The following is a 21006-nucleotide window of genomic DNA, read 5'->3' on the forward strand; positions in this document are numbered from 1 at the left end:
AGGGCCCCGCCGGACGACCGGCGGGGCCCTTCTCACATGCGTCCTGTCGACGATGCCTAGCTGTGCGCGCGCAGCAGCTGACGCATCGTCCGCATCGCCACCGACAGGTTCGCCAGGTCGAACGTCTCCGAGCCCTGGATCTCCTCCAGCGTGGTGCGCGCCCGGCCGAGGATCGCCGCGTTCCTCTGCTCCCAGGCCTTGAACCGCTCCTCCGGCGTCGAGGTCCCGTTGCCCGCCGAGAGCACGTCGGCCGTCAGGGCGGCGTGGGCGGCGAACAGGTCCTCGCGGATGGAGGCGCGGGCCATCGACTGCCACCGGTCGGCGCGCGGCAGCTCGATGATGCGGTCCATGAGCTGGGTGATCCGCAGCCGGTCGGCCAGGTCGTAGTAGACCTCGGCGACCGCCATCGCCTCCTTGGCCGTGCGGTCCGCGATCGCGACGATGTCGAGCGTCGGGAAGGCGGAGGAGAAGCCGGCGACCCGCAGGGCGAGCTCCTCCGGCACGCCCATGGAGGTCAGCTCCTCCAGGATCGACTGGTACCACTCCAGGTCCGCGCCGCGCAGCAGCTGCGGCAGCTCGCCCCAGACCTCCTCCACGCGCTCACCGAAGAAGTCGATCGTCTCGGCGAGCTGGAGCGGCTGCGGCCGGTTGCCGAGCAGCCAGCGCGTACCGCGCTCGACCAGTCGGCGGGAGTGCAGCCGCATCCGGGTCTGGATCTCGGCCGGGACCTGGTTGTCGAGCGCCTCCACGGCGTCCCAGACCTCGCCGAGCCGGAAGATGGCGCGCGCGGCGGTCTGCGCGCGGACGATCTCCTCGATCGACGCCCCGGTCTCCTCGCGGAGGCGGTGCAGGAAGGTCGAGCCGCCGGTGTTGACGGTGTCGTTGACCAGGACCGTGGTGACGATCTCGCGGCGCAGCGGGTGGTTGTCCACCGCGTCCGTGAACTTCTCGCGCAGCTGCGTCGGGAAGTAGGCGTGGAGCAGCCGGCGCAGGTACGGGTCGTCCGGCAGCTCGGTGCCGATCAGCTCGTCGGCCACCGTGATCTTGGTGTACGCGAGGAGAACGGCGATCTCCGGCTGGCTCAGGCCCTTGCCCGTGTTGAGCAGCTCGCGGATCTGCCGGTCGTTGGGCAGGAACTCCAGCGAGCGGTCCAGGGCGCCGTCGCGGCCCAGGCGGCGCATGAAGCGCTGGTGGGCGTGGAGCAGGGACGGCGACTGGGCGACCGCGTTGGCCAGGGCGACGTTCTGCGCGTAGTTGTTGCGCAGGACGAGCGCGCCGACCTCGTCGGTCATCTCGGCGAGGATCTTGTTGCGCTGCTTCACGGTCATGTCGCCGTCGGTGACGAGCCCGTTGAGCAGGATCTTGATGTTGACCTCGTGGTCGGAGGTGTCCACGCCGGCGCTGTTGTCGATGGCGTCGGTGTTGACCTTGCCGCCCTCGCCCTCGGGGCCGCCCTTGCGGGCGAACTCGATGCGGCCGAGCTGGGTCAGGCCGAGGTTGCCGCCCTCGCCGACGACCTTGACCCGAAGGGCCTCGCCGTTGACGCGGATGGCGTCGTTCGCCTTGTCGCCGACGTCCGCGTTCGACTCGGTGGACGCCTTGACGTACGTACCGATGCCGCCGTTCCACAGCAGGTCGACGGGCGAGTGGAGGATCGCCTGCATCAGCTCGGCCGGGGTCATCTTGGTAATGCCGGCCGCGATGCCGAGAGCGGCGCGCATCTGCGCGTTGACCGGGATCGACTTGGCGGTACGGGGGTGGATGCCACCGCCCGCGGAGAGCAGCTCGGTGTTGTAGTCGGCCCAGGAGCTGCGGGGCAGCTCGAAGAGGCGGCGCCGCTCGGCGTACGAGACGGCCGCGTCCGGGTTGGGGTCGATGAAGATGTGGCGGTGGTCGAAGGCCGCGACGAGGCGGATGTGCTCGGAGAGCAGCATGCCGTTGCCGAAGACGTCGCCGGACATGTCACCGACGCCGACGACGGTGAAGTCCTCGGTCTGCGTGTCGTGGCCGAGTTCGCGGAAGTGGCGCTTGACGGACTCCCAGGCGCCGCGGGCGGTGATGCCCATGCCCTTGTGGTCGTAGCCGGCCGAGCCGCCCGAGGCGAAGGCGTCACCGAGCCAGAAGCCGTAGGAGACGGCGACCTCGTTGGCGATGTCGGAGAAGGTCGCGGTGCCCTTGTCCGCGGCGACGACGAGGTAGGTGTCGTCCTCGTCGTGACGGACCACGTCGGCCGGCGGGACGACCTCGCCCGCGACCAGGTTGTCGGTGATGTCGAGCAGCGCCGAGATGAAGGTCTTGTAGCTGGCGATGCCCTCGGCCAGCCAGGCGTCGCGGTCCACGGACGGGTCCGGGAGCTGCTTGGCGACGAAGCCGCCCTTGGCGCCGACGGGCACGATGACGGTGTTCTTCACCATCTGCGCCTTGACCAGGCCGAGGATCTCGGTACGGAAGTCCTCACGGCGGTCGGACCAGCGCAGGCCGCCTCGGGCGACCTTGCCGAACCGCAGGTGGACGCCCTCGACACGCGGGGAGTACACCCAGATCTCGTACGCCGGACGCGGCGCGGGGAGGTCGGGGATGGCCTGCGGGTCGAACTTCATCGACACGTAGGAGTGCGGGGCGCCGTCCGCCGCGTTCTGGAAGAAGTTGGTCCGCAGGGTCGCCTTGATGACGGTCAGGAAGGAGCGGAGGATGCGGTCCTCGTCCAGGCTGGCGACCTGGTCCAGGGCGGCGTCCAGCTCCTCGAGGAGCGCGTCGATCAGCTCGACTCCGGCGCGCTGGCGCTCCGGCGACATCCGGGCCTCGAAGAGCGAGACGAGCAGCCGGGTGGTGTGGACGTTGTCCCGGAGGGTGTCCTCCATGTAGTCCTGGCTGAACATCGCGCCGGCCTGGCGCAGGTACTTCGCGTAGGCGCGCAGCACCATGGCCTGGCGCCAGGTCAGCCCGGCGCTCAGCACCAGCGAGTTGAAGCCGTCGTTCTCGGCCTCGCCGGTCCAGGTCGCGGCGAACGCCTCCTGGAACCGCTCACGGGCGTCGTCGCTGAACGAGGCGCCGTTGGCGGTCGGGGCGGGCATGCGCATACCGAAGTCGTAGACCCACGCGTGCGTGCGGTCGGAGCAGCGCAGCTCGTACGGACGCTCGTCGATGACCTCGACCCCGAGCCGGTTGAGCACCGGCAGCACGGCGGAGAGGGAGATCTGGTCGCCGGACTTGTAGATCTTGAAGCGTCGCTCGCCGGGACGGGCGCCGACGGGCTCGTACAGCGAGAGCGCGAACTCCTTGCCGGAGTGCCTCAGCTGCTCCAGGTGGACCAGGTCGGCCACGGCGGCGCGCGGCGAGTGGTCGGCCTTGTAGCCCTCGGGGAAGGCGTTGCCGTACTTGCGCAGCAGCTCGGCGGCGCGCTCCTCGCCGGTCTCGGCGTTGAGCGCCTCGGCGAAGCCGTCGGCCCAGGAGCGGGCGGCCTCGACGAGCCGGGCCTCGATGCGCTCCCGGTCGGCGTCGGTGAGGTGGGTCAGCTCGGTGCCGGGGGCGACGCGGACGACGAAGTGCAGCCGGGTGAGCACCGACTCGGTGCTCATCAGCGTGAAGTCGACGCTGGTGCCCTGGAGCTCTTCCTTGAGGATGTCGGTCAGACGCTCACGGACCGTCGTGTTGAAACGGTCGCGCGGGAGGTAGACGAGGGCCGAGTAGAACCGGCCGTACTCCTCCTGGCGCAGGTAGAGCCGCAGCCGCCGCCGCTCCTGGAGGTACAGGACGCTGGTGACGATCTCGCGCAGCTCGTCGGGCGGGGTCTGGAAGAGCTCGTCGCGGGGGTACGTCTCCAGGATCTGGAGCAGGTCACGGCCGTCGTGGCTGTTCGGCGAGAAGCCCGCGCCGTCCAGGACCTCCTGGACCTTGCGGCTGATGACCGGGACCCGGCGGACGGACTCGGTGTACGCGGCCGAGGAGAACAGGCCCAGGAAGCGCCGCTCCCCCACGACGTTGCCGTCGGCGTCGAACTTCTTCACGCCCACGTAGTCGAGGTACGAGGGGCGGTGCACGGTGGAGCGGCTGTTGGCCTTGGTGAGGATCAGCAGCTTGTGCTCGCGCGCCTTGGCACGGGCGTCGGCGGGCAGCCGACTGAAGGAGGACGAGACGGGGTGGGCGTGGTGGTCGTCGTCGCCGCCGTGGTGCGGGTCGGAGCGCAGGACGCCGAGGCCGGTGCCCGGGACGGCGGCCAGCGCGTCCCCGTTGACCAGCTCGTACTCGCGGTAGCCGAGGAAGGTGAAGTGGTCGGCGGCGAGCCAGCGCAGAAGCTCGCGGGCCTCTTCGACCTCGGTGGGGCGCAGATCGTCGGCGGTGGGCTCGTCGGGGAGGTTCTCGGCGATGCGCAGCGCGGCGTCGCGCATCTTCTCCCAGTCCTCGACGGTCTCGCGGACGTCGGAAAGGACGCGCAGCAGGTCGGTGGTGATCTGCTTGAGGTCGGCGCGGTCGGTCTCGCGGTCGATCTCGACGTGGATCCAGGACTCGACGAGCGCGTCGTGGGGCAGGTCGCCCTTGGGCTCGGTGGTCAGGACCTCGATGAGCTTGCCGGTCAGATCGCGGCGGACGAGGACCTGCGGGTGGATCACGACGTGGATTCCGCGGCCCTGGCGGGACAGCTCGTTCGTCACGGAGTCGACGAGGAAGGGCATGTCGTCGGTGACGACCTCGACGACGGAGTGGCTGCAGGTCCAGCCGTTCTCCTCGACCGTCGGGGTGTGGACGCGGACGCTCGCGGTGCCCTGGGGGCGGTTCTCCGCGAGCCGGTAGTGCGAGAGAGCGGCGCCGAAGACGTCCACCGGGTCTCGGTCGGTGAGGTCCTCGGGCGCGGTGTGCAGGTAGTAGCGCTGGAGGTAGTCGAGCACGGTGTCCCCGTCCGGGCGCTTCCCGTTCTCGGGCCCCGTCGGAAGTTGCCCCCCGACCGGGCCGGTCTCAGCTACCCGGGCGGCCCGTGCGAGCAGCTCGGCCTTGGCTTCGTCCAGCTTGGTCTGCATGTCCTCTGGCTCCTGTCGCGCGCCGTTGCGTGACGTCGGTGGAAGAAAGGACACAACGCCACGACGCGGTGTTACCGGTCGGAGTCGACGTTATGCCGCGATGAGAGATGTCCGAGCCGTTATCGGCCATTTCTGGCGCCGCGCTCAGGACGGGAGAATCGGCGAACGCCATGTCCGCCCGGACGCCGTGGCGCTCCGGGCGATGGCCGGGGGCTTCGCTGCCCCCTCGGCGTATCGCGCTGATCACGGGAAAAGCCTATCGCTCCCGCCCCCCCGATCGTCATGGTCCGTATGTGTACAAAAGAGGGGGTGGAAGTTTGACGTTATGGACAGCGACACAGTGTCCTGGGGCAGGGAGCCGAGACCGAGATCCGGGAGTCGCCATGGCAAAGATCTTGATCGTGACCGGGGACGCGGCGGAGTCGCTGGAGGTCATGTACCCCTACCAGCGGCTTCTGGAGGAGGGGTACGAGGTCCATATCGCGGCGCCGGCCCGCAAGCAGCTCCGCTTCGTCGTCCACGACTTCGAGCCGGGCTACGACACGTACACCGAGAAGCCGGGCTACAGCTGGCCCGCGGACCTGGCGTTCTCGGAGGTGGATCCCGGCGACTACGTGGCCGTGGTGATCCCGGGCGGCCGGGCACCGGAGTACCTGCGCAACGACCCGGAGCTCCGCAAGATCCTGAAGTCCTTCTTCGACGCGGACAAGCCGGTGGCCCAGATCTGCCACGGCCCCCTCCTGACGGCGGCGATCGGCGGCCTGGAGGGGCGCAGGGTCACCTCGTACCCGGCGCTGGAACTGGACATGCAGGCGGCGGGCGCCACGTTCCAGGACACGGAGGCGGTGGTGGACGGCACGCTGATCTCCTCGCGCGCCTGGCCGGACCACCCGGCCTGGATGCGAGAGTTCCTGAAGGTCCTGCGCACGACGCCGTGAGGGCGGGGGTCTCCGACCCGCGGTCGACGTCTCGGTTGTACGGGCGGTGCGGGCGGGCGGTGCGGGCGGTGCGGCGGGGAACCCCCGGCGCACCACCCACGGGCCGCACCCGGCCCCGCCCCGATCCCGGCTGCCTAGATCAGCTCCTCCGCCACCGCAACCGCCTCCGCCAGCGAGTCCACGACCGGCACCCCGACCGCCTCCAGCGACGCCCGGCTGTGCGACCCACCCGTGTACAGAACCGCCCGCGCCCCCACATGCGCCGCCGCCCGTGCGTCATCGGCGGCATCACCGATGACGACCACCCGGTCCGCCGGCACACCGACGAGCGCCTCCAGGTGACGCACCATGTGCGCCGACTTCCCCTCCGTCGAGGACCCGATCCGCCCGTCCACCCGCACGAACCGCGGCTCGATCCCGTGCCTCCGCACCAGCGGTACCAGCTCCGTGTGCGGCGCCAGCGAGAGCAGCGACTGCGTGAACCCCGAATCCTGCCGCGCGGCCAGCAGCTCCGCCGCCCCGGCCGTCAGCATGCAGGCCTCGGCCCGCTGCCAGTAGTGCCGGTGGAAGGCGCCGTCCATCAGCGCCCACTCGGCCTCCGTGGGCAGCCGCCCCATCAGCCGCTCGTAGAACTTCGGCACCGGCACCGTGTACAGATCGCGGTACCGCGCGAGAGTGATCGGCTCAAGCCCCAGCTCGGCGAAGGCCGCGTTCGTCGCGCCGATGACCGCCTCGATGTCGTCGAGCAGCGTGCCGTTCCAGTCCCAGACCAGGTGCTTACCGTGCTTCCCCATGCGAAGACGGTACCGGGCCGCACCGACAGGGGTCCTCAGTGCAGCAGCCCCGGAATCTCCTGCACCCCGTACCAAAGCAGCTCGTGGTCCTCGGCCCCGTCCACGGTGAACTGCGCGTCGTCGTCGCCCTGGTCCGCGGCGCCCAGCGCGTCCGCCGCCGCCGAGACGTCCGCCTCCGCGTCGTCCGCGTCGGCGTGCACGGCGGCCGCCTTGGCCAGCGGTACGGCTCCGGCGATACGGACCTCGCCCAGCGAACCGGCGTCCAGCCCCCGGTCCGGGTCCACGACCGCGTCCTTGTCCGGTACGTCGACGGCGACGACGATCCGGCGCCGCGCGGCCGAGGGGTCTCCGGCGAGCTGCCGCAGCGAGGCGGCCGCGGCCCGGCTCAGCGCCGCGTACTCGAGCTCCTCGATGTCGTCCGAGACGTACCACTCGCGCAGCACGGGGGTCACGGCGTAGGCGGTCAGCGGGCCGGGGCCCAGCTCGCCCGCCTTGTGCGCCTGTGCGAGACCGGGGAGGGTCAGGGGGACGTAGACGCGCATGGCTGGCCGCTTTCGTAGTCGGAAACGCCCTCAGGATACGTGCGGAGTCCCCCTTCGGGGTCCTCAGGAGGCCGTCTCGCCGGTCCACCCGAGGCATCCCCGCGCCCCGCCCCGACAGACCCCGAGGGCCGCTCCCTCACTCTGATAGGTGAACCTGCCGAACGGCCGCCCGGGCCTCTCCGCCGCCTTGCGAGGCCGCGAACCGTCCCCGTACAAGATCCCCAACAGAAGTTACCGCCCGGTAGAACACCGGGCGCGAGGCAACGGGGACGGACCACCGATGGACATCACCACGACGACGCGCACGCCCGACAGCACCCCGGCCACCGGGCGACGCACCGCCCCGACCGCCACCCCCATGGCCACGACCCGCCCCAGGACCCCACGCCCCCGCTCCGCTCCACACGGCCCCGCCGGCACCCGCCCCCGCGGCTCGGCCGGAACCCGCCCCGGAGCGGCCTCCCCACCCGTCCGCACCGCTCCGCGCGTCCTCCCCACCCATGCCCACTTCGCCGAGCGCCTGCTGCTCGTCCTGAGCGGTCAGCGGCCCGTGCACTGGATGCTGGGCCAGACCGTGGGAGAGGCGTACGAGCAGCTGGTCCAGCTCGCCCCGACGACCCCCTTCGGGGGTCCCGGCATCCGCCCCGTACTGCGCAGCTGCCGCGCCCAGCCCGCCCGGGGCGCCCTGGAGGCGTTCGCCAGCATCGCCACGGACCGGGGCGTGCGCGCCATGGCCTTCCGGCTGGAACTCGGCGCCGACCGCCGCTGGCGCTGCGCCGCCGTCGAGCTGGACGGCCTCCACGCGCGCGTGCCCACCCAGCCGGCCCGACGATGAGCACCGCGGTCGTGAACACCGGTGCCCATGACGAAGGGGCCGGCCACCTCACCAGGTGTCCGGCCCCTCCTCCCCCACCGGGGGTTACTTCTTGCGGCGACGCCCGCCGCTGCTCTTCTGCGCCTTGCGACGCTCCGCCCGCGTCAGCCCGTCCCCGCCGGCCGCGGCGTCCTCGCTCACGAAGTCGCCCTCGACGACGCTGCCGTCACCGTCCACCTTCGGCGCGGTGAAGTGCAGCCGGTCCGGACGCTGCGGGGCCTCCAGGCCCTTGGCGCGGATCTCCGGACGCCCGGCGGGAGCCGGCACCGCGTCCTTGGTGAGGGAGGGAACCGCGTCCTGCACCGGGACCTCCTCGACCTGCTGCTCGACCTGGACCTCCAGGTTGAACAGGTAGCCGACGGACTCCTCCTTGATGCCCTCCATCATCGCGGTGAACATGTCGAAGCCCTCGCGCTGGTACTCGACCAGCGGGTCCTTCTGCGCCATCGCGCGCAGGCCGATGCCCTCCTGGAGGTAGTCCATCTCGTAGAGGTGCTCGCGCCACTTGCGGTCGAGCACGGAGAGGACCACGCGGCGCTCCAGCTCACGCATGATGTCCGAGCCGAGCGACTTCTCCCGGGCGTCGTACTGCTCGTGGATGTCGTCCTTGACGGATTCGGCGATGAACTCGGCCGTGATGCCCGCGCGGTCGCCGGCCGCGTCCTCCAGCTCCTCCACGGTGGCCTTCACCGGGTAGAGCTGCTTGAACGCGTTCCAGAGCCGGTCGAGGTCCCACTCCTCCGCGAAACCCTCGGCGGTCTCCTGGCGGATGTAGTCGTCGATCGTGTCGTCCATGAAGTGCTGGATCTGCTCGTGCAGGTCCTCGCCCTCCAGGACGCGGCGGCGCTCGCCGTAGATGACCTCACGCTGACGGTTGAGGACCTCGTCGTACTTCAGGACGTTCTTACGCGTCTCGAAGTTCTGGGTCTCGACCTGCGACTGCGCGGAGGCGATGGCGCGCGTGACCATCTTGTTCTCGATCGGCACGTCGTCCGGCACGTTGGCCATGGCCATGACGCGCTCGACCATCTGCGCCTTGAACAGGCGCATCAGGTCGTCGCCGAGCGAGAGGTAGAAGCGGGACTCGCCCGGGTCGCCCTGACGGCCGGAACGGCCGCGCAGCTGGTTGTCGATCCGGCGCGACTCGTGGCGCTCGGTGCCGAGCACGTACAGCCCGCCGAGCTCCTTGACCTCCTCGAACTCCGCCTTCACGGCCTTCTCGGCGCGCTCCAGGGCGCCGGGGAGGGCCGCGGCCCACTCCTCGACGTGCTCGACCGGGTCCAGGCCCGCCTGGCGCAGCTCGGCCTCGGCGAGGTCGTCCGGGTTGCCGCCGAGCTTGATGTCGGTGCCTCGGCCGGCCATGTTCGTGGCGACGGTGACGGCGCCCTTGCGGCCGGCCTGGGCGACGATCGTCGCCTCACGGTCGTGCTGCTTGGCGTTGAGCACCTCGTGCTGGATGCCGCGCTTGGAGAGCTGCTGCGAGAGGTACTCGGACTTCTCGACCGACGTCGTGCCGACGAGGATCGGCTGGCCCTTCTCGTGCTTCTCCGCGATGTCGTCGACGACGGCGGCGAACTTGGCGACCTCGGTCCGGTAGATCAGGTCGGACTGGTCCTTGCGGATCATCGGCCTGTTCGTCGGGATCGGGACGACGCCCAGCTTGTAGATCTGGTGGAACTCGGCGGCCTCGGTCATGGCCGTACCGGTCATGCCGGAGAGCTTGTCGTAGAGGCGGAAGAAGTTCTGCAGGGTGATCGTGGCGAGCGTCTGGTTCTCGTCCTTGATGTCCACCCCTTCCTTCGCCTCGATCGCCTGGTGCATGCCCTCGTTGTAGCGGCGGCCGGCGAGGATACGGCCGGTGTGCTCGTCGACGATCATGACTTCGCCGTCCATGACGACGTAGTCCTTGTCCTTCTTGAACAGTTCCTTGGCCTTGATGGCGTTGTTCAGGTAACCGACGAGCGGGGTGTTCACCGACTCGTAGAGGTTGTCGATGCCCAGCCAGTCCTCGACCTTGGCGACGCCGGACTCGTGGATGCCGACGGTCCGCTTCTTCTCGTCGACCTCGTAGTCGCCGGTCTCCTCGATGCCCTTGAGGGGGTTGCCGGCCTCGCCGCGGGTGAGGCGGGTGACCAGCTTGGCGAAGTCGCCGTACCACTTGGTGGCCTGGTCGGCCGGGCCGGAGATGATCAGCGGCGTACGGGCCTCGTCGACCAGGATGGAGTCGACCTCGTCGACGCAGGCGAAGTTGTGGCCGCGCTGGACGAGCTCGTCCTTGGACCACGCCATGTTGTCGCGCAGGTAGTCGAAGCCGAACTCGTTGTTCGTTCCGTACGTGATGTCGCAGGCGTACTGCTCGCGACGCTGGGCCGGCGTCATGTTGGCGAGGATGCAGCCGACCTTGAGGCCCAGGAACTTGTGGACGCGGCCCATCATCTCGGAGTCGCGCTCGGCCAGGTAGTCGTTCACCGTGATCAGGTGCACGCCCTTGCCGGACAGCGCGTTCAGATACGCGGGGAGCGTGCCGACGAGGGTCTTGCCCTCACCGGTCTTCATCTCGGCCACGTAGCCGAGGTGGAGGGCGGCGCCACCCATCAGCTGCACGTCGTAGTGACGCTGGCCGAGGACGCGCTTGGCGGCCTCGCGGACGGTCGCGAAGGCCTCGGGGAGCAGGTCGTCGAGGCTCTCACCGTCGGCGTACCGCTGCTTGTACTCATCGGTGAGCGCCCTCAACTCGGCGTCGGAGAGGTTGACGAAGTCCTCTTCGATGGAGTTGACCTGGTCCGCGATGCGGTGCAGTTTGCGCAGGATCTTGCCTTCGCCTGCACGCATGAGCTTGTTGAAGACGGACACTGAGGCTGGTCTCCTTGCCGGTCGGGCCTGGCACTGGGTCGTGTGATGGACTCGGGCGCGGGCACGGCAGGTGGTCCCCACCGCAACGGCCATCGTAAGCGAGACCGCCGCCGCGCCGGGAGGCCCGAAGGACCGGAGCGTCACCGCTGCCCGGAATGAGAACGCTCGAGACGCGCCGAAGGTGCCGCCGGGCCCGAAAAGTGTTCGTTTCCCCGTCCGGGTTTCCGGGATCCGGAAGTATCCCTTCCGGGCGAGGGCTCCGAGATCCGAAAAGTGTTCGCCCCAGGGCGGCCACTTCACCAGAATTCCGTCATGGAGCCCACGACACTGACCACGGAACGCCTGACCCTCGGCACGTTCGGGCCGGAGGACGCCGCCGAGGTCCACGCCATCTGCCAGGACCCCGACATCCAGCGCTGGACGACGGTGCCGTCGCCGTACGGGATCCAGGACGCCGAGTTCTTCCTGAACCGCGTCGTCCCGGACGGCTGGCGCAACGACACCGAGTACTCGTTCTCCGTACGGCTCCGGGAGGGCGGCCCGATCCTGGCCGCCGTCGCGCTGCACAACCCGCGCGCGGGGGGCTGGGAGGTCGGCTTCTGGACGGCGAAGGAGCACCGGGGCCGCGGCTACATGACGGAGAGCGTCCACGCCGTGGCCCGCTGGGCCTTCACCGACCTGGCCTGTACGCGTCTGGAGTGGCGGGCCGAGGTCGGCAACACCGGCTCGCGGGCGACGGCCGAGAAGGCCGGTTTCCGGATCGAGGGCGTCCTGCGGTCCGCGCTACCGAACAAGGGGGTCCTCCGGGACACCTGGGTCGGCGGCCTGCTCCCCTCGGACCTGGGCCTCCCCAGCCCCCTTCCGTACCTGCCGGCTCCCCGCCCCGAGGCCTGAGCGGCTCCCGCGTGCGGGCCCCGAGCCGGCTTGTCCGGTCCGGCCCGCGAGTGTCAGTGCCGCCCTCTAGGGTGCGGATCATGACCACTGTGCCGCCGCCCGTCGCCGAACTGTCCGCGGACGAAGCCCGCCGGATCGCCCTGCGCGCCCAGGGATTCCTGGGCGCGCCCGACCGCCGCGCGGGGGTGCGGGGCGTCCTGCGCCACCTGGGACAGGTGCAGCTCGACACGATCTCCGTCCTGGCGCGCTCGCACGAACTGATTCCGTACGCCCGCCTGGGCGCCGTGGGCCGTACGACCGTCGAGGAGGCGTACTGGACCGATGTCCACGCCTTCGAGTACTGGTCGCACGCCGCCTGCATCCTGCCCGTCGAGGAGTGGCCGCTCTTCGCCTTCCGGCGCCGCGCCTACCGCTCCCGCCCGCAGTGGTACCACCACCTCCCGGACGGTGCGTACGACGCGGTGATCAAGCAGCTGCGGACCGAGGGGCCGCAGACCGCGACGGAGCTGGGCGGCGCGAAGAACAAGGGCGAGTGGTGGGACTGGTCCGAGTCGAAGGTCGCCGTCGAGCGGGCGCTGATGTACGGCGAGGTGGTGTGCACCGAGCGGCGTGGCTGGAAGCGGGTCTACGACCTGGCCGAGCGGGCGATCCCGGAAGCCGTGCTGCACGACGACCTGGACGACATCGAGTGCCTTCGACGGCTGGTGCGGCAGGCGGGTGAGGCGCTGGGCGTGGGCACGCGCGCGGACATCGCCGACTACCACCGGCTGAAGGCCGAGCAGTTCGACACGGTCGTGGAGGCCTCGGGTCTGGTCCCGGTCACGGTGGCGGGCTGGTCGAAGCCGGCCTGGGCGGATCCGGCGGCGCTGGCGACCGAGCCGCGCGGCCGGCACCGTACGACGCTGCTGTCGCCGTTCGACTCGCTCATCTGGGAGCGGGCGCGGACGGAGCGGATCTTCGGCTTCACGCACCGCCTGGAGGCGTACGTGCCGAAGCAGAAGCGTGTGCACGGCTACTTCGCGATGCCGCTGCTCTCGGGCGGAAAGCTCCTGGGCCGGGTCGACCCCGCGCGCGAGGGAAGCACGCTCGTGGCCCGGCAGGTGTCGCTGGACACCGCCAAGGCGGTCGGCCCGATGGCGCAGGCGCTGCGCGAGGCGGCCGAGTGGGTGGGCTGTGACGCCGTACGGATCGAGCGTACGAACCGCCCGGACCTGACCCCCGCCCTGACCGCGGCCCTCGCCTGACCCGCGGGCGGCTCCTCGCCCGCCCCCGCGGGGCCCTCACCCGACACCTCGCGGGGGCCCTCACCTGATCTCGAGGATCTTCTCCCGCATCGCGTAGACGACGGCCTCCATCCTGGAGTGCAGCTGAAGCTTCTCCAGGATGTTCCGGACGTGGTTCTTCACCGTGTTCTCAGAGATGAACAGCTCCTTCGCGATGTCCCGGTTGTTCATCCCGGTCGCGACGAGCTTGAGGACCTCCAGCTCGCGGTCGGTCAGCCGCGGCGCCGGAACGAGCCGGCGCTCGTCCGTGCGCTGGATCATCGACTTGAATTCGGTGAGGAGCTTGGACGCCATCGAGGGGCTGATCTGCGACTGACCGTCGGCCACCGCGCGAATCGCCGTGGCGACCTCGTCCGTGGAAATCTCCTTGAGGAGATATCCGGTCGCGCCCGCCTTGATCGCGTCGTAGAGATCGGCTTCCTCGTCGCTGATCGTCAGCATGATGATCTTCGCACTGGGGGCCACCTCCTTGATGGAGGTGCAGGCCTCGATGCCGCCCCGCTTGGGCATCCGGACATCCATCAGGACGATGTCGGGCAGCAAATCCGCTGCCTTGTCGACGGCTTCGGCCCCGTCACCGGCCTCTCCGACGACCTGGATGTCCTCCTCCTGCGCGAGGACGATCTCCAGGCCCCGGCGGAACAGGGCATGGTCGTCCACCACAAGGACCCGGATCGGCTCTTTGCGGGAGTCCCCGCTGTCCGAATCCGGCCCCTCGGGGATGGCCGCGCCATCGGACTCCCGCCCGCTGTGCACCGGCCCGAAGCTGTCCGCCATCGTTCCTCCCCCTGAAGGCCGTGGCCTGAATTCGTGTTCGGTCCTTCAACCTCTGCTCTTGGAGCAGAGGTTGGCGTGCAGGCCATGATTTCATGCCCGGGCGACGACGCGGTGATCCCGTGGTAGCACGGGGGTGCCCCTGGGGGCGCATGGGGCGCTCCAGGGGCACCGTGACGGACAGATATGGGGTGTGGTCCTGCGGCTGTGGGTCAGCCGCCGAGGGCACCACCGGCGCCGCCACCCTCGGCGAGCGGGTCGCTCTCCAGATGGATGACGCCGTAGTCGTACGCGTGTCGCCGGTAGACGACACTCGGCTGCTTCGTGTCGGAGTCGACGAACAGATAGAAGTCGTGACCGACGAGCTCCATCTCGTAGAGCGCCTGGTCGAGGGTCATCGGGGCGGCCCTGTGCGTCTTCTCGCGGACCACCAGGGGGCCTTCGCCCTGCACTTCGATCGAGCCCATCATCGTGGTGGGCACCGCTCCGGACTCCTCGCCGACCAGCTCGCCGCTTCCGTTGAGCTGTGCGACGCCCGGCACCACATCGGCGACCTCGGCCGCCGACAGCCTGCCGCTGCCGCGGCGCGTGTACCTCTTGTCGTGCTGCTTGCGCAGTCGGGCCTCGAGCTTGCCGTGGGCGAGGTCGAGCGCTGCGTACGGGTCGCCGGCCGCCGCTTCCGCCCGGATGACCGGGCCTCGGGAATGGACGGTGATCTCCACACGGTCGGACCGGTCGGCCTGCCGCGGGTTGTGCTCCTTGGACACCTCGACGTCGAGGCTGATCACCTTGCCGTCGAGCTTCTGGATCTTCTCCAGCTTCAGCTTCTCGGCCACGTGCTTGCGGAACCGCTCGGGCACCTCGGTCTTGCGGCCCTTGACGACGATGTCCACGCAGAACTCCGTTCCCGGATCGCTCAGATCGGCTCCTGAGCCGCTGAGCATCTCCCTTTGCACCAGACTCCGGTGAATGCCGGAGCCTCGGACTTGGCGACGTTCACCTCCTCCTCCCCAGTCGGCAAGATCCCCACCCCACCAACTTGAGGTTAATTCGCCCTGAACTCCTGTCCTGTAGGCGCACCCGTGCATTCGGTGAGGCGGTAGCCTTCGCCACTCCTCACAACCGAACATAGCTCGTTCGGTCGGGTGTCGGCACCCGCTGCAGCCACATACCTCCGTACGGGTGTTTTCACCTCTCATCACCTGCAACGATGCAAGTCGCCAGTCCGTTCCGGTTTATATCGAACGACGATGGCGAACAAGCCACCACCGCCGCCGCGGTCTGTACGAATCGCCTCTCCATTCCGTCTCCGTCCAATCCTGAAATGAACGGCGGATGTACGGCACCGAGTGCCCGCGCCGCTTCCGCCAACGAGGCACCCGTCGTCATCAGATCGTCCACCAGCACCACCCTGCCGCGCTCGACGAGCCGCCGGCCGCCCGCCACGACCTCCAGCGCCCCGGCCAGGTTGGCGAACCGCCCGTGGGCGGTGAGCCCCGACTGGTCCGCGACCGCGCGGCGCTGCCGCAGCACCGGAATCACCCGAGCGGCCCGCCCCTGACGGCGCAGCCGACCCGCGGCGGCCAGCGCGATGCGCCGGGTCGGATCGTGGCCACGTGCCCGCACCGAGCGACGGGACGATGGCACGGGTACAAGGAGAAGGGGGAGGGTCCCGGGGCCGTCACAGTGCCCGGCAGCGGCTTCCACGGCGCCCGCGAGCGCGGACCCGAGAGGCCGGGCGAGGGAGAGCGCGCCGCGTTCCTTGTGGGCGAGCAACACGGAACGCACGGTGTCGGCGTACGGCGCGGCGGCATGCACCGTCGGCATCCCGGCCGGCTCGGGGCGCGGACGGACCCGGCGCGGCCCCCGATCGGTCAGCTCCGCCCGGCAGAACGGGCACAACTCCGTACGGGGCCTGCCGCAGCCTCCGCAGGCGACCGGCAGAACCAGTCCGGCGATCTCGCGCCACCACCCCCGCATGGCTCCACTGTCCTCCTGCGGGACCGCCCCGGCCACCCCTGTGGACAACGGCCCTGTGGACCACGGGCGGCCGGGACGAGGGCCGGCGGCTTGCCCCGGCTCACCCGCGCGGGTGGCTACCCCGGGTAGACCGGCGAGGAGCCCGCGATCTTGACCAGGCGCTGCCAGTTCGCGCCCGGCACCAGCCGCACGATGCCGTCGTTGCCGGAGTCGGCGACCACCGGCGCCTTGTCGTCGTTCGGCGCGGCCACCGCCGTCACCCCGTTGAGCCCCGGCAGCACCGAGGAAGGCGAGGTCGCCCCGTCCGTCTGGACGTACCGGACCTGCTGGACCCCGCCGGCCTCCTTGCCGACCACCACGAGCCTGCTCGGACCGGCCCAGGACACGGCCGTGACGGCCTCCATGCGCGGCGCCACCGGCTGGAGGTCCGCGACCGACACGGCCGCCCCCGTCCCGTCGCCCTCGCGCTCCACCCGCCCGATCTTCAGGGCGGTGCTGCCGTCCTTCTCCTTCAGGACCAGGGCCACCCGCACGCCGTCCGCCGAGACCCGCAGCGACTCCACGCGCGCGCCGTCCGTCAGCCAGGGCGCCCGTACCTCCACGGGCGTGCCCTCGCCGTCCGGCACCACCCACAGCCGCGGCTTCACGGGGTTGCGGTCCGCGACCCACAGGTCCCCACGGCCGTCCCAGCTCGGCGCGGACAGCCGGTCCTCGGGCCGGGCCGCGGTACTGGTCACCAGCGCCGGGTTCAGCTCGTGGTCGGTGAGGATCGACGCCACGCGCAGCTCGCGCCCGTCCTTGCCGACCCCCGCGGCGCGGCTCTCGTCGCGGTCGACCGCGACCGACCGCAGCGGCGTCGCACCCTTGCCGAACGGCCCCAGCGTCGCGTCCGCCTCCGCGTCCTCCTTGCCGCCGACCGGCAGCGTCTTCAGCGCGCCGTGATCGTCGACGAAGAACGGGTTCTCCGCCAGGCCCGAGTCGCGCACCGGCGCGAACTCCTCGGCCTGCGCCTTGGACAGCACGCACAGCCGCCCCCCGTCGGAACCCCGCTGGAGCTCGACCTGCTCGACCCGTACGGACGTCAGATCGCCGAGCGTGAAAAGCAACTGAGCCGCCATCCGCCGGCACACCTCCCCGCCCACCCGGTCGGCCTTGGCGTTGAGCGGCACCTTCAGCGTGGACTGGTCGTCCGTCGCGAGCGTGGTGACGCCGTCCTTCAGCTCCGTGCCGGAGGGGAAACGTGAATCGACGGCCGGCTTCAGCCAGTTCGTCGGCCCCTCGAGGAGGGCCTTCACGGTCTGGGTCACCGGATCCATCCGGGTCACCGGGTCCTGCCGCTGCCGGATGTACACCGGGTCGGCGACGACCCAGTCCTCCCCGGAGGCGAAGTAGTACGTGTTGACGGAGCGGTAGTTGCGCTGGAAGTCGGCCTCGCTGAGCACGAGCCCGGGCGGCAGGTGGTCGATGCGCCACTCCCTGCCCTTGCCGTCCGCGGACGGCTGCTGCACGACGTGGATGAAGTCCTTGTACTCGGCCGGGTTCCTCGGCTGGTAGGCGTGCCGGGCGTCCACGGTCGCGATCTGCCGGCCGCGGATCGGATAGGAGCGGCCCTCGTTCTCGGCGTCGGCGAGCCGGTCGGCCTGCTCACGGTCCGGTGCGGTGGTCAGCACGGTGATGCTCTGGTCCGGCTTCCAGGTCCGCGCGGCCTGCTTCGTCAGATATTTCCGGGCCGTGGCGAAACCCGGATCGTCACTGGTCATCGCCTCCAGGAAGCCGTCGACGATCTCGTCGGGCTGCGCGTTCTCCCGCGGCTGTACGGCATAGACCCGGACCTGCGAGTCGCCCGGGTTGGACGCCTTCACCTGCTGGACGTCCCCGCTGTCGGGCATCGTCGCGCAGCCGGCCACCAGCAGCCCCCCGCACGCCAGCAGCAGGCTCGTCCGCGCCGGGCGGGCGGACGAGCGCGCGGCAGCGGCCCCGCTGTCGTCGGCCGCCTTCCGCTCTCCTCGGAAGTCAGCGCCCACGTGTCCCGTCCTCCCCCTCGGCGTGCCTCGACGCCCTCGCCTCACTGCTGTCGGCCTCGGCCGCCGCCCGCGCGACGACCCGGGCGCCGCTTCCCGGCAGTGCTGTCGGGTCCGCCGTGGCCCGCGGCACCGGCGGCATCCGCGGCGGTACGGGTAGGGCGGGACGGTCCCCTCCGGGCTGTACCGGCAGCGCCACCTGGCGGCGGCCGTTCTCCCTCGCCTGCCCCTCGGCCCGCCCCTGGGCGGGCGTCCGTGCCTGGGCCTGCTCGCGGTTGCGCCGCGAGTCCTCCGGTTCCAGGGGGATCGGGGAGCCGCGCAGCGGCTCGTCCGCGGTGCGCGGCAGGGTGAGCCGGAACTGCGAGCCGCCGCCGGGCTCTCCCCAGGCCTGGAGCCAGCCGCCGTGCAGCCGCGCGTCCTCCACCGCGATCGACAGGCCGAGACCCGTCCCGCCCGTGGTACGCGCGCGTGCCGGGTCCGCCCGCCAGAACCGGTTGAAGACCCGGGTCGCCTCGCCCGGCTTGAGCCCCACCCCGTAGTCCCGCACGGCCACCGCGACGGCTCCGCCGGCCGCGGCCAGCTTGACGATCACGTCCCGGCCATCGCCGTGCTCGACCGCGTTGACCACCAGGTTGCGCAGCACCCGCTCGACCCGCCGGGCGTCCGCCTCGGCCACGACCGGCTGCTCGTCGCCGACCACGACGATCCGGCCGCCCTTCCGCTCGGCGAGCGGCTCGGCACCGCCGATCACCCGCCGTACGACCTGGCGCAGATCTATCGGCTCCGCCTCCAGCGCCGCCGCACCCGCGTCGAAGCGGCTGATCTCCAGCAGATCGGAGAGCAGCGACTCGAAGCGGTCCAGCTGGTCGCCGAGGAGTTCGGCGGAGCGGGCGGTGACGGGGTCGAAGTCGACGCGGGCCTCATGGATGACATCGGCCGCCATCCGTACCGTCGTCAGCGGCGTACGCAGCTCGTGCGACACGTCCGAGACGAACCGCCGCTGCATCCGCGAGAGCTCCTCCAGCTGCTGGATCTTGAGCTGGAGGTTCTGCGCCATCTTGTTGAAGGCCTCGCCGAGCCGGGCGATGTCGTCCTCGCCGGTGACCTTCATCCGCTCCTGCAGACGGCCCGCGGAGAGCCGCTCGGCCACCCCGGCCGCCATCCGCACGGGGGTGACGACCTGGCGCACCACGAGCCAGGCGATGGCGCCGAGCAGCACGACCACGAACAGTCCGGCGGTCGCCAGGGTGCCCTTGACCAGGGTGAGGGAGTCCTCCTCCTGCGCCAGCGGGAAGAGGTAGTACAGCTCGTACTGGGTGCCCTCGGCGTCGTTGAGCCGCTTGCCGATCACCAGCGCGGGCTCGGCTTCCTTGCCGTTGGTGTAGTGGATCCGCGTGTACTTCTGGAACGTGCCCGCGCCCTGCGCGACGGAGTGCCGCAGGTCGCCGGGGATGCTGGTGTCCGGATCGACCTCGCCGGAGGCACGCGCGCCCCGGCTCGCGGGCCCGTCGGAGTCCTCCATGGAGAGCGCGACCACGTTGAACGCGCTCTGGCCACCACTGGCGAGCTGCTCGACCAGCGTGGAGCGCCAGGTCAGCGAGGAACCCGCGCGCCCGCGGTCCTGTCCGCCCGGCCCGGTCGGCGTGGTCGCCGCCTTGTCCTGGGCGGCGGAGAACCCGCCGGCGGCCTGGCTCTGGGCGGCCTGCTCCTTGGCGTCGAGGAGACCGTTACGGACCTGGCCGATGACGACGAGGCCGAGCAGCAGCACGACACCGAGTGACATCAGCAGGGTGCCCGCAACGACACGCAGCTGGATGTTCCGCCGCCACAGCCGTACGGCGGGGAGCAGCGGACGACGCACCCAGCGGGCGAGGAGCCGGAGGGCCGAACCACCCGGCGCCCCGTCCTGGAGCAGACGGCCGAATCGCGAGCCCCCCCGTCCCGGTCCGGCAGCCCGCCCCGTCCGGACTCCCGGGTCCCCGGGCTTCGGAGCAGTACTGCCTACGCTCATGTCAGCTCGGCCCCGCCTTGTAACCGACACCGCGAACGGTCACCACGATCTCCGGCCGCTCCGGGTCCTTCTCGACCTTCGAGCGCAGCCGCTGGACGTGGACGTTCACCAGCCGGGTGTCGGCCGCGTGGCGGTAGCCCCAGACCTGCTCCAGCAGGACCTCGCGGGTGAACACCTGCCACGGCTTGCGGGCCAGGGCGACGAGCAGATCGAACTCGAGCGGCGTGAGGGCGATGGACTGCCCATCCCGCTTCACCGAGTGACCGGCCACGTCGATGACCAGGTCGCCGATGGCGAGCTGCTCCGGCGCGGGCTCCTCCGACCTCCGCAGCCGCGCCCGGATGCGGGCGACGAGCTCCTTCGGCTTGAACGGCTTGACGATGTAGTCGTCGGCCCCGGACTCGAGACCCACCACCACGTCGACGGTGTCGCTCTTGGCGGTCAGCATGACGATGGGCACGCCGGACTCGGCCCTGATGAGCCGGCACACCTCGATGCCGTCCCTGCCGGGCAGCATCAGGTCCAGCAGCACCAGGTCCGGCTTGGCCTCGCGGAATGCGGCGAGCGCCTTGTCGCCGTCCGCGACGAACGACGGCTCGAACCCTTCACCCCGCAGCACGATGCCGAGCATCTCGGCCAGTGCGGTGTCGTCATCGACGACAAGAACGCGTCCCTTCATATCGACATCATCCCATTTCCGTATCAGTCTCAAGGCGGCTGGTGAGATACCTCACTGACCAGCGGCAACGTCCGTGATCGTCCACCGCAGGCCGCCCTTGTCCGTGGGCGCTGATGTCAGACATGGACCCAAAGCCCCCGTCGGCCGTCCTGAACCGTACCCCGACCACCCACTCCAGTCCCACGACCAAACCCTCCCCAGCCCCCGCACCACCGCCCGGAAGGCGTCAAGGATCATGTCCGCCACGCTCCTGACCTTCGCCCCCGACCAGTAGAGAGGCGAGGGTGCCCGTCGCTCCTGGAGAACGACCCCATGGTGAGGGGCCACGTCCACGGTCGCCAGGGGAAG

General features: G+C 70.7%; 14 protein-coding genes. 4 read left to right on the top strand and 10 right to left on the bottom strand.

The window, feature by feature from the left end:
• Positions 1–56: 56 nt before the first annotated feature.
• A complete protein-coding gene (locus ACZ3OF_RS26880) occupies positions 57–5015 on the bottom strand; it encodes an NAD-glutamate dehydrogenase (RefSeq protein WP_361673792.1) in 4959 nt (1652 codons plus the stop codon).
• A gap of 383 nt (positions 5016–5398) precedes the next feature.
• On the opposite strand from ACZ3OF_RS26880, the gene ACZ3OF_RS26885 reads away from it, so the two are divergent.
• On the top strand, positions 5399–5953 hold the full coding sequence (locus ACZ3OF_RS26885) for a DJ-1/PfpI family protein (RefSeq protein WP_361673794.1): 555 nt from the start codon (positions 5399–5401) through the stop codon (positions 5951–5953).
• Between the two features lie 134 nt (positions 5954–6087).
• Here the strand turns inward: ACZ3OF_RS26885 and ACZ3OF_RS26890 are convergent, their stop codons facing one another.
• Positions 6088–6747, bottom strand: coding sequence for an HAD family hydrolase (locus ACZ3OF_RS26890; protein ID WP_361673795.1), 660 nt, complete (start codon positions 6745–6747; stop codon positions 6088–6090).
• 35 nt (positions 6748–6782) lie between these two features.
• Positions 6783–7289, bottom strand: a complete 507-nt coding sequence (locus tag ACZ3OF_RS26895; RefSeq protein ID WP_361673797.1) for a DUF6912 family protein — start codon at positions 7287–7289, stop codon at positions 6783–6785.
• A gap of 358 nt (positions 7290–7647) precedes the next feature.
• Between ACZ3OF_RS26895 and ACZ3OF_RS26900 the strand changes: the two genes are divergently transcribed.
• On the top strand, positions 7648–8124 hold the full coding sequence (locus ACZ3OF_RS26900) for an Rv3235 family protein (protein WP_467307268.1): 477 nt from the start codon (positions 7648–7650) through the stop codon (positions 8122–8124).
• A gap of 84 nt (positions 8125–8208) precedes the next feature.
• Here ACZ3OF_RS26900 and secA read toward each other — a convergent pair whose 3' ends face one another.
• Positions 8209–11016 (bottom strand): preprotein translocase subunit SecA, encoded by a 2808-nt coding sequence (gene secA, locus ACZ3OF_RS26905; protein ID WP_361673799.1) that lies wholly within the window; start codon positions 11014–11016, stop codon positions 8209–8211.
• A gap of 312 nt (positions 11017–11328) precedes the next feature.
• On the opposite strand from secA, the gene ACZ3OF_RS26910 reads away from it, so the two are divergent.
• Together ACZ3OF_RS26910 and ACZ3OF_RS26915 are read left to right on the top strand one after the other, a co-directional pair.
• Positions 11329–11910 carry a GNAT family N-acetyltransferase gene (locus ACZ3OF_RS26910; protein ID WP_361673801.1) on the top strand — a complete coding sequence of 194 codons (582 nt, stop codon included), beginning with the start codon at positions 11329–11331 and terminating at the stop codon, positions 11908–11910.
• 80 nt (positions 11911–11990) lie between these two features.
• The gene (locus tag ACZ3OF_RS26915; protein WP_361673803.1) at positions 11991–13154 is read left to right on the top strand and encodes a winged helix-turn-helix domain-containing protein; all 1164 of its coding nucleotides are present in this window, start codon (positions 11991–11993) and stop codon (positions 13152–13154) included.
• 60 nt (positions 13155–13214) lie between these two features.
• Here ACZ3OF_RS26915 and ACZ3OF_RS26920 read toward each other — a convergent pair whose 3' ends face one another.
• The 6 genes from ACZ3OF_RS26920 to mtrA all read right to left on the bottom strand — a co-directional run bounded on the left by ACZ3OF_RS26920 (position 13215) and on the right by mtrA (position 20658).
• Positions 13215–13970: a response regulator transcription factor gene (locus ACZ3OF_RS26920; protein WP_361673805.1), complete on the bottom strand. Its 756-nt coding sequence runs from the start codon at positions 13968–13970 to the stop codon at positions 13215–13217.
• 209 nt (positions 13971–14179) lie between these two features.
• Positions 14180–14860 (bottom strand): ribosome hibernation-promoting factor, HPF/YfiA family, encoded by a 681-nt coding sequence (gene hpf, locus ACZ3OF_RS26925; protein ID WP_361673807.1) that lies wholly within the window; start codon positions 14858–14860, stop codon positions 14180–14182.
• A 295-nt stretch (positions 14861–15155) separates the two neighbouring features.
• Positions 15156–15947: a ComF family protein gene (locus ACZ3OF_RS26930; protein ID WP_467307251.1), complete on the bottom strand. Its 792-nt coding sequence runs from the start codon at positions 15945–15947 to the stop codon at positions 15156–15158.
• 116 nt (positions 15948–16063) lie between these two features.
• Entirely contained in the window at positions 16064–17836 is a 1773-nt protein-coding gene (locus ACZ3OF_RS26935) for an LpqB family beta-propeller domain-containing protein (RefSeq protein WP_361673856.1), read from the bottom strand.
• 124 nt (positions 17837–17960) lie between these two features.
• Positions 17961–19979: an MtrAB system histidine kinase MtrB gene (mtrB, locus tag ACZ3OF_RS26940; protein WP_361673811.1), complete on the bottom strand. Its 2019-nt coding sequence runs from the start codon at positions 19977–19979 to the stop codon at positions 17961–17963.
• A gap of 1 nt (position 19980) precedes the next feature.
• Positions 19981–20658 (bottom strand): two-component system response regulator MtrA, encoded by a 678-nt coding sequence (mtrA, locus tag ACZ3OF_RS26945; RefSeq protein WP_009333493.1) that lies wholly within the window; start codon positions 20656–20658, stop codon positions 19981–19983.
• Positions 20659–21006: the final 348 nt, after the last annotated feature.

The organism is Streptomyces sp. NPDC022552 (genome assembly GCF_055561875.1).

Bases quoted from the DNA above. Each gene is read 5' to 3' on its own strand.
- mtrA (WP_009333493.1), bottom strand. From the start codon at position 20,658: ATGAAGGGACGCGTTCTTGTCGTCGATGACGACACCGCACTGGCCGAG.
- ACZ3OF_RS26895 (WP_361673797.1), bottom strand. From the start codon at position 7,289: ATGCGCGTCTACGTCCCCCTGACCCTCCCCGGTCTCGCACAGGCGCAC.
- mtrB (WP_361673811.1), bottom strand. From the start codon at position 19,979: ATGAGCGTAGGCAGTACTGCTCCGAAGCCCGGGGACCCGGGAGTCCGG.
- ACZ3OF_RS26900 (WP_467307268.1), top strand. From the start codon at position 7,648: ATGGCCACGACCCGCCCCAGGACCCCACGCCCCCGCTCCGCTCCACAC.
- ACZ3OF_RS26930 (WP_467307251.1), bottom strand. From the start codon at position 15,947: ATGCGGGGGTGGTGGCGCGAGATCGCCGGACTGGTTCTGCCGGTCGCC.
- ACZ3OF_RS26915 (WP_361673803.1), top strand. From the start codon at position 11,991: ATGACCACTGTGCCGCCGCCCGTCGCCGAACTGTCCGCGGACGAAGCC.
- ACZ3OF_RS26920 (WP_361673805.1), bottom strand. From the start codon at position 13,970: ATGGCGGACAGCTTCGGGCCGGTGCACAGCGGGCGGGAGTCCGATGGC.
- ACZ3OF_RS26935 (WP_361673856.1), bottom strand. From the start codon at position 17,836: ATGCCCGACAGCGGGGACGTCCAGCAGGTGAAGGCGTCCAACCCGGGC.
- ACZ3OF_RS26880 (WP_361673792.1), bottom strand. From the start codon at position 5,015: ATGCAGACCAAGCTGGACGAAGCCAAGGCCGAGCTGCTCGCACGGGCC.
- ACZ3OF_RS26890 (WP_361673795.1), bottom strand. From the start codon at position 6,747: ATGGGGAAGCACGGTAAGCACCTGGTCTGGGACTGGAACGGCACGCTG.
- ACZ3OF_RS26910 (WP_361673801.1), top strand. From the start codon at position 11,329: ATGGAGCCCACGACACTGACCACGGAACGCCTGACCCTCGGCACGTTC.
- ACZ3OF_RS26885 (WP_361673794.1), top strand. From the start codon at position 5,399: ATGGCAAAGATCTTGATCGTGACCGGGGACGCGGCGGAGTCGCTGGAG.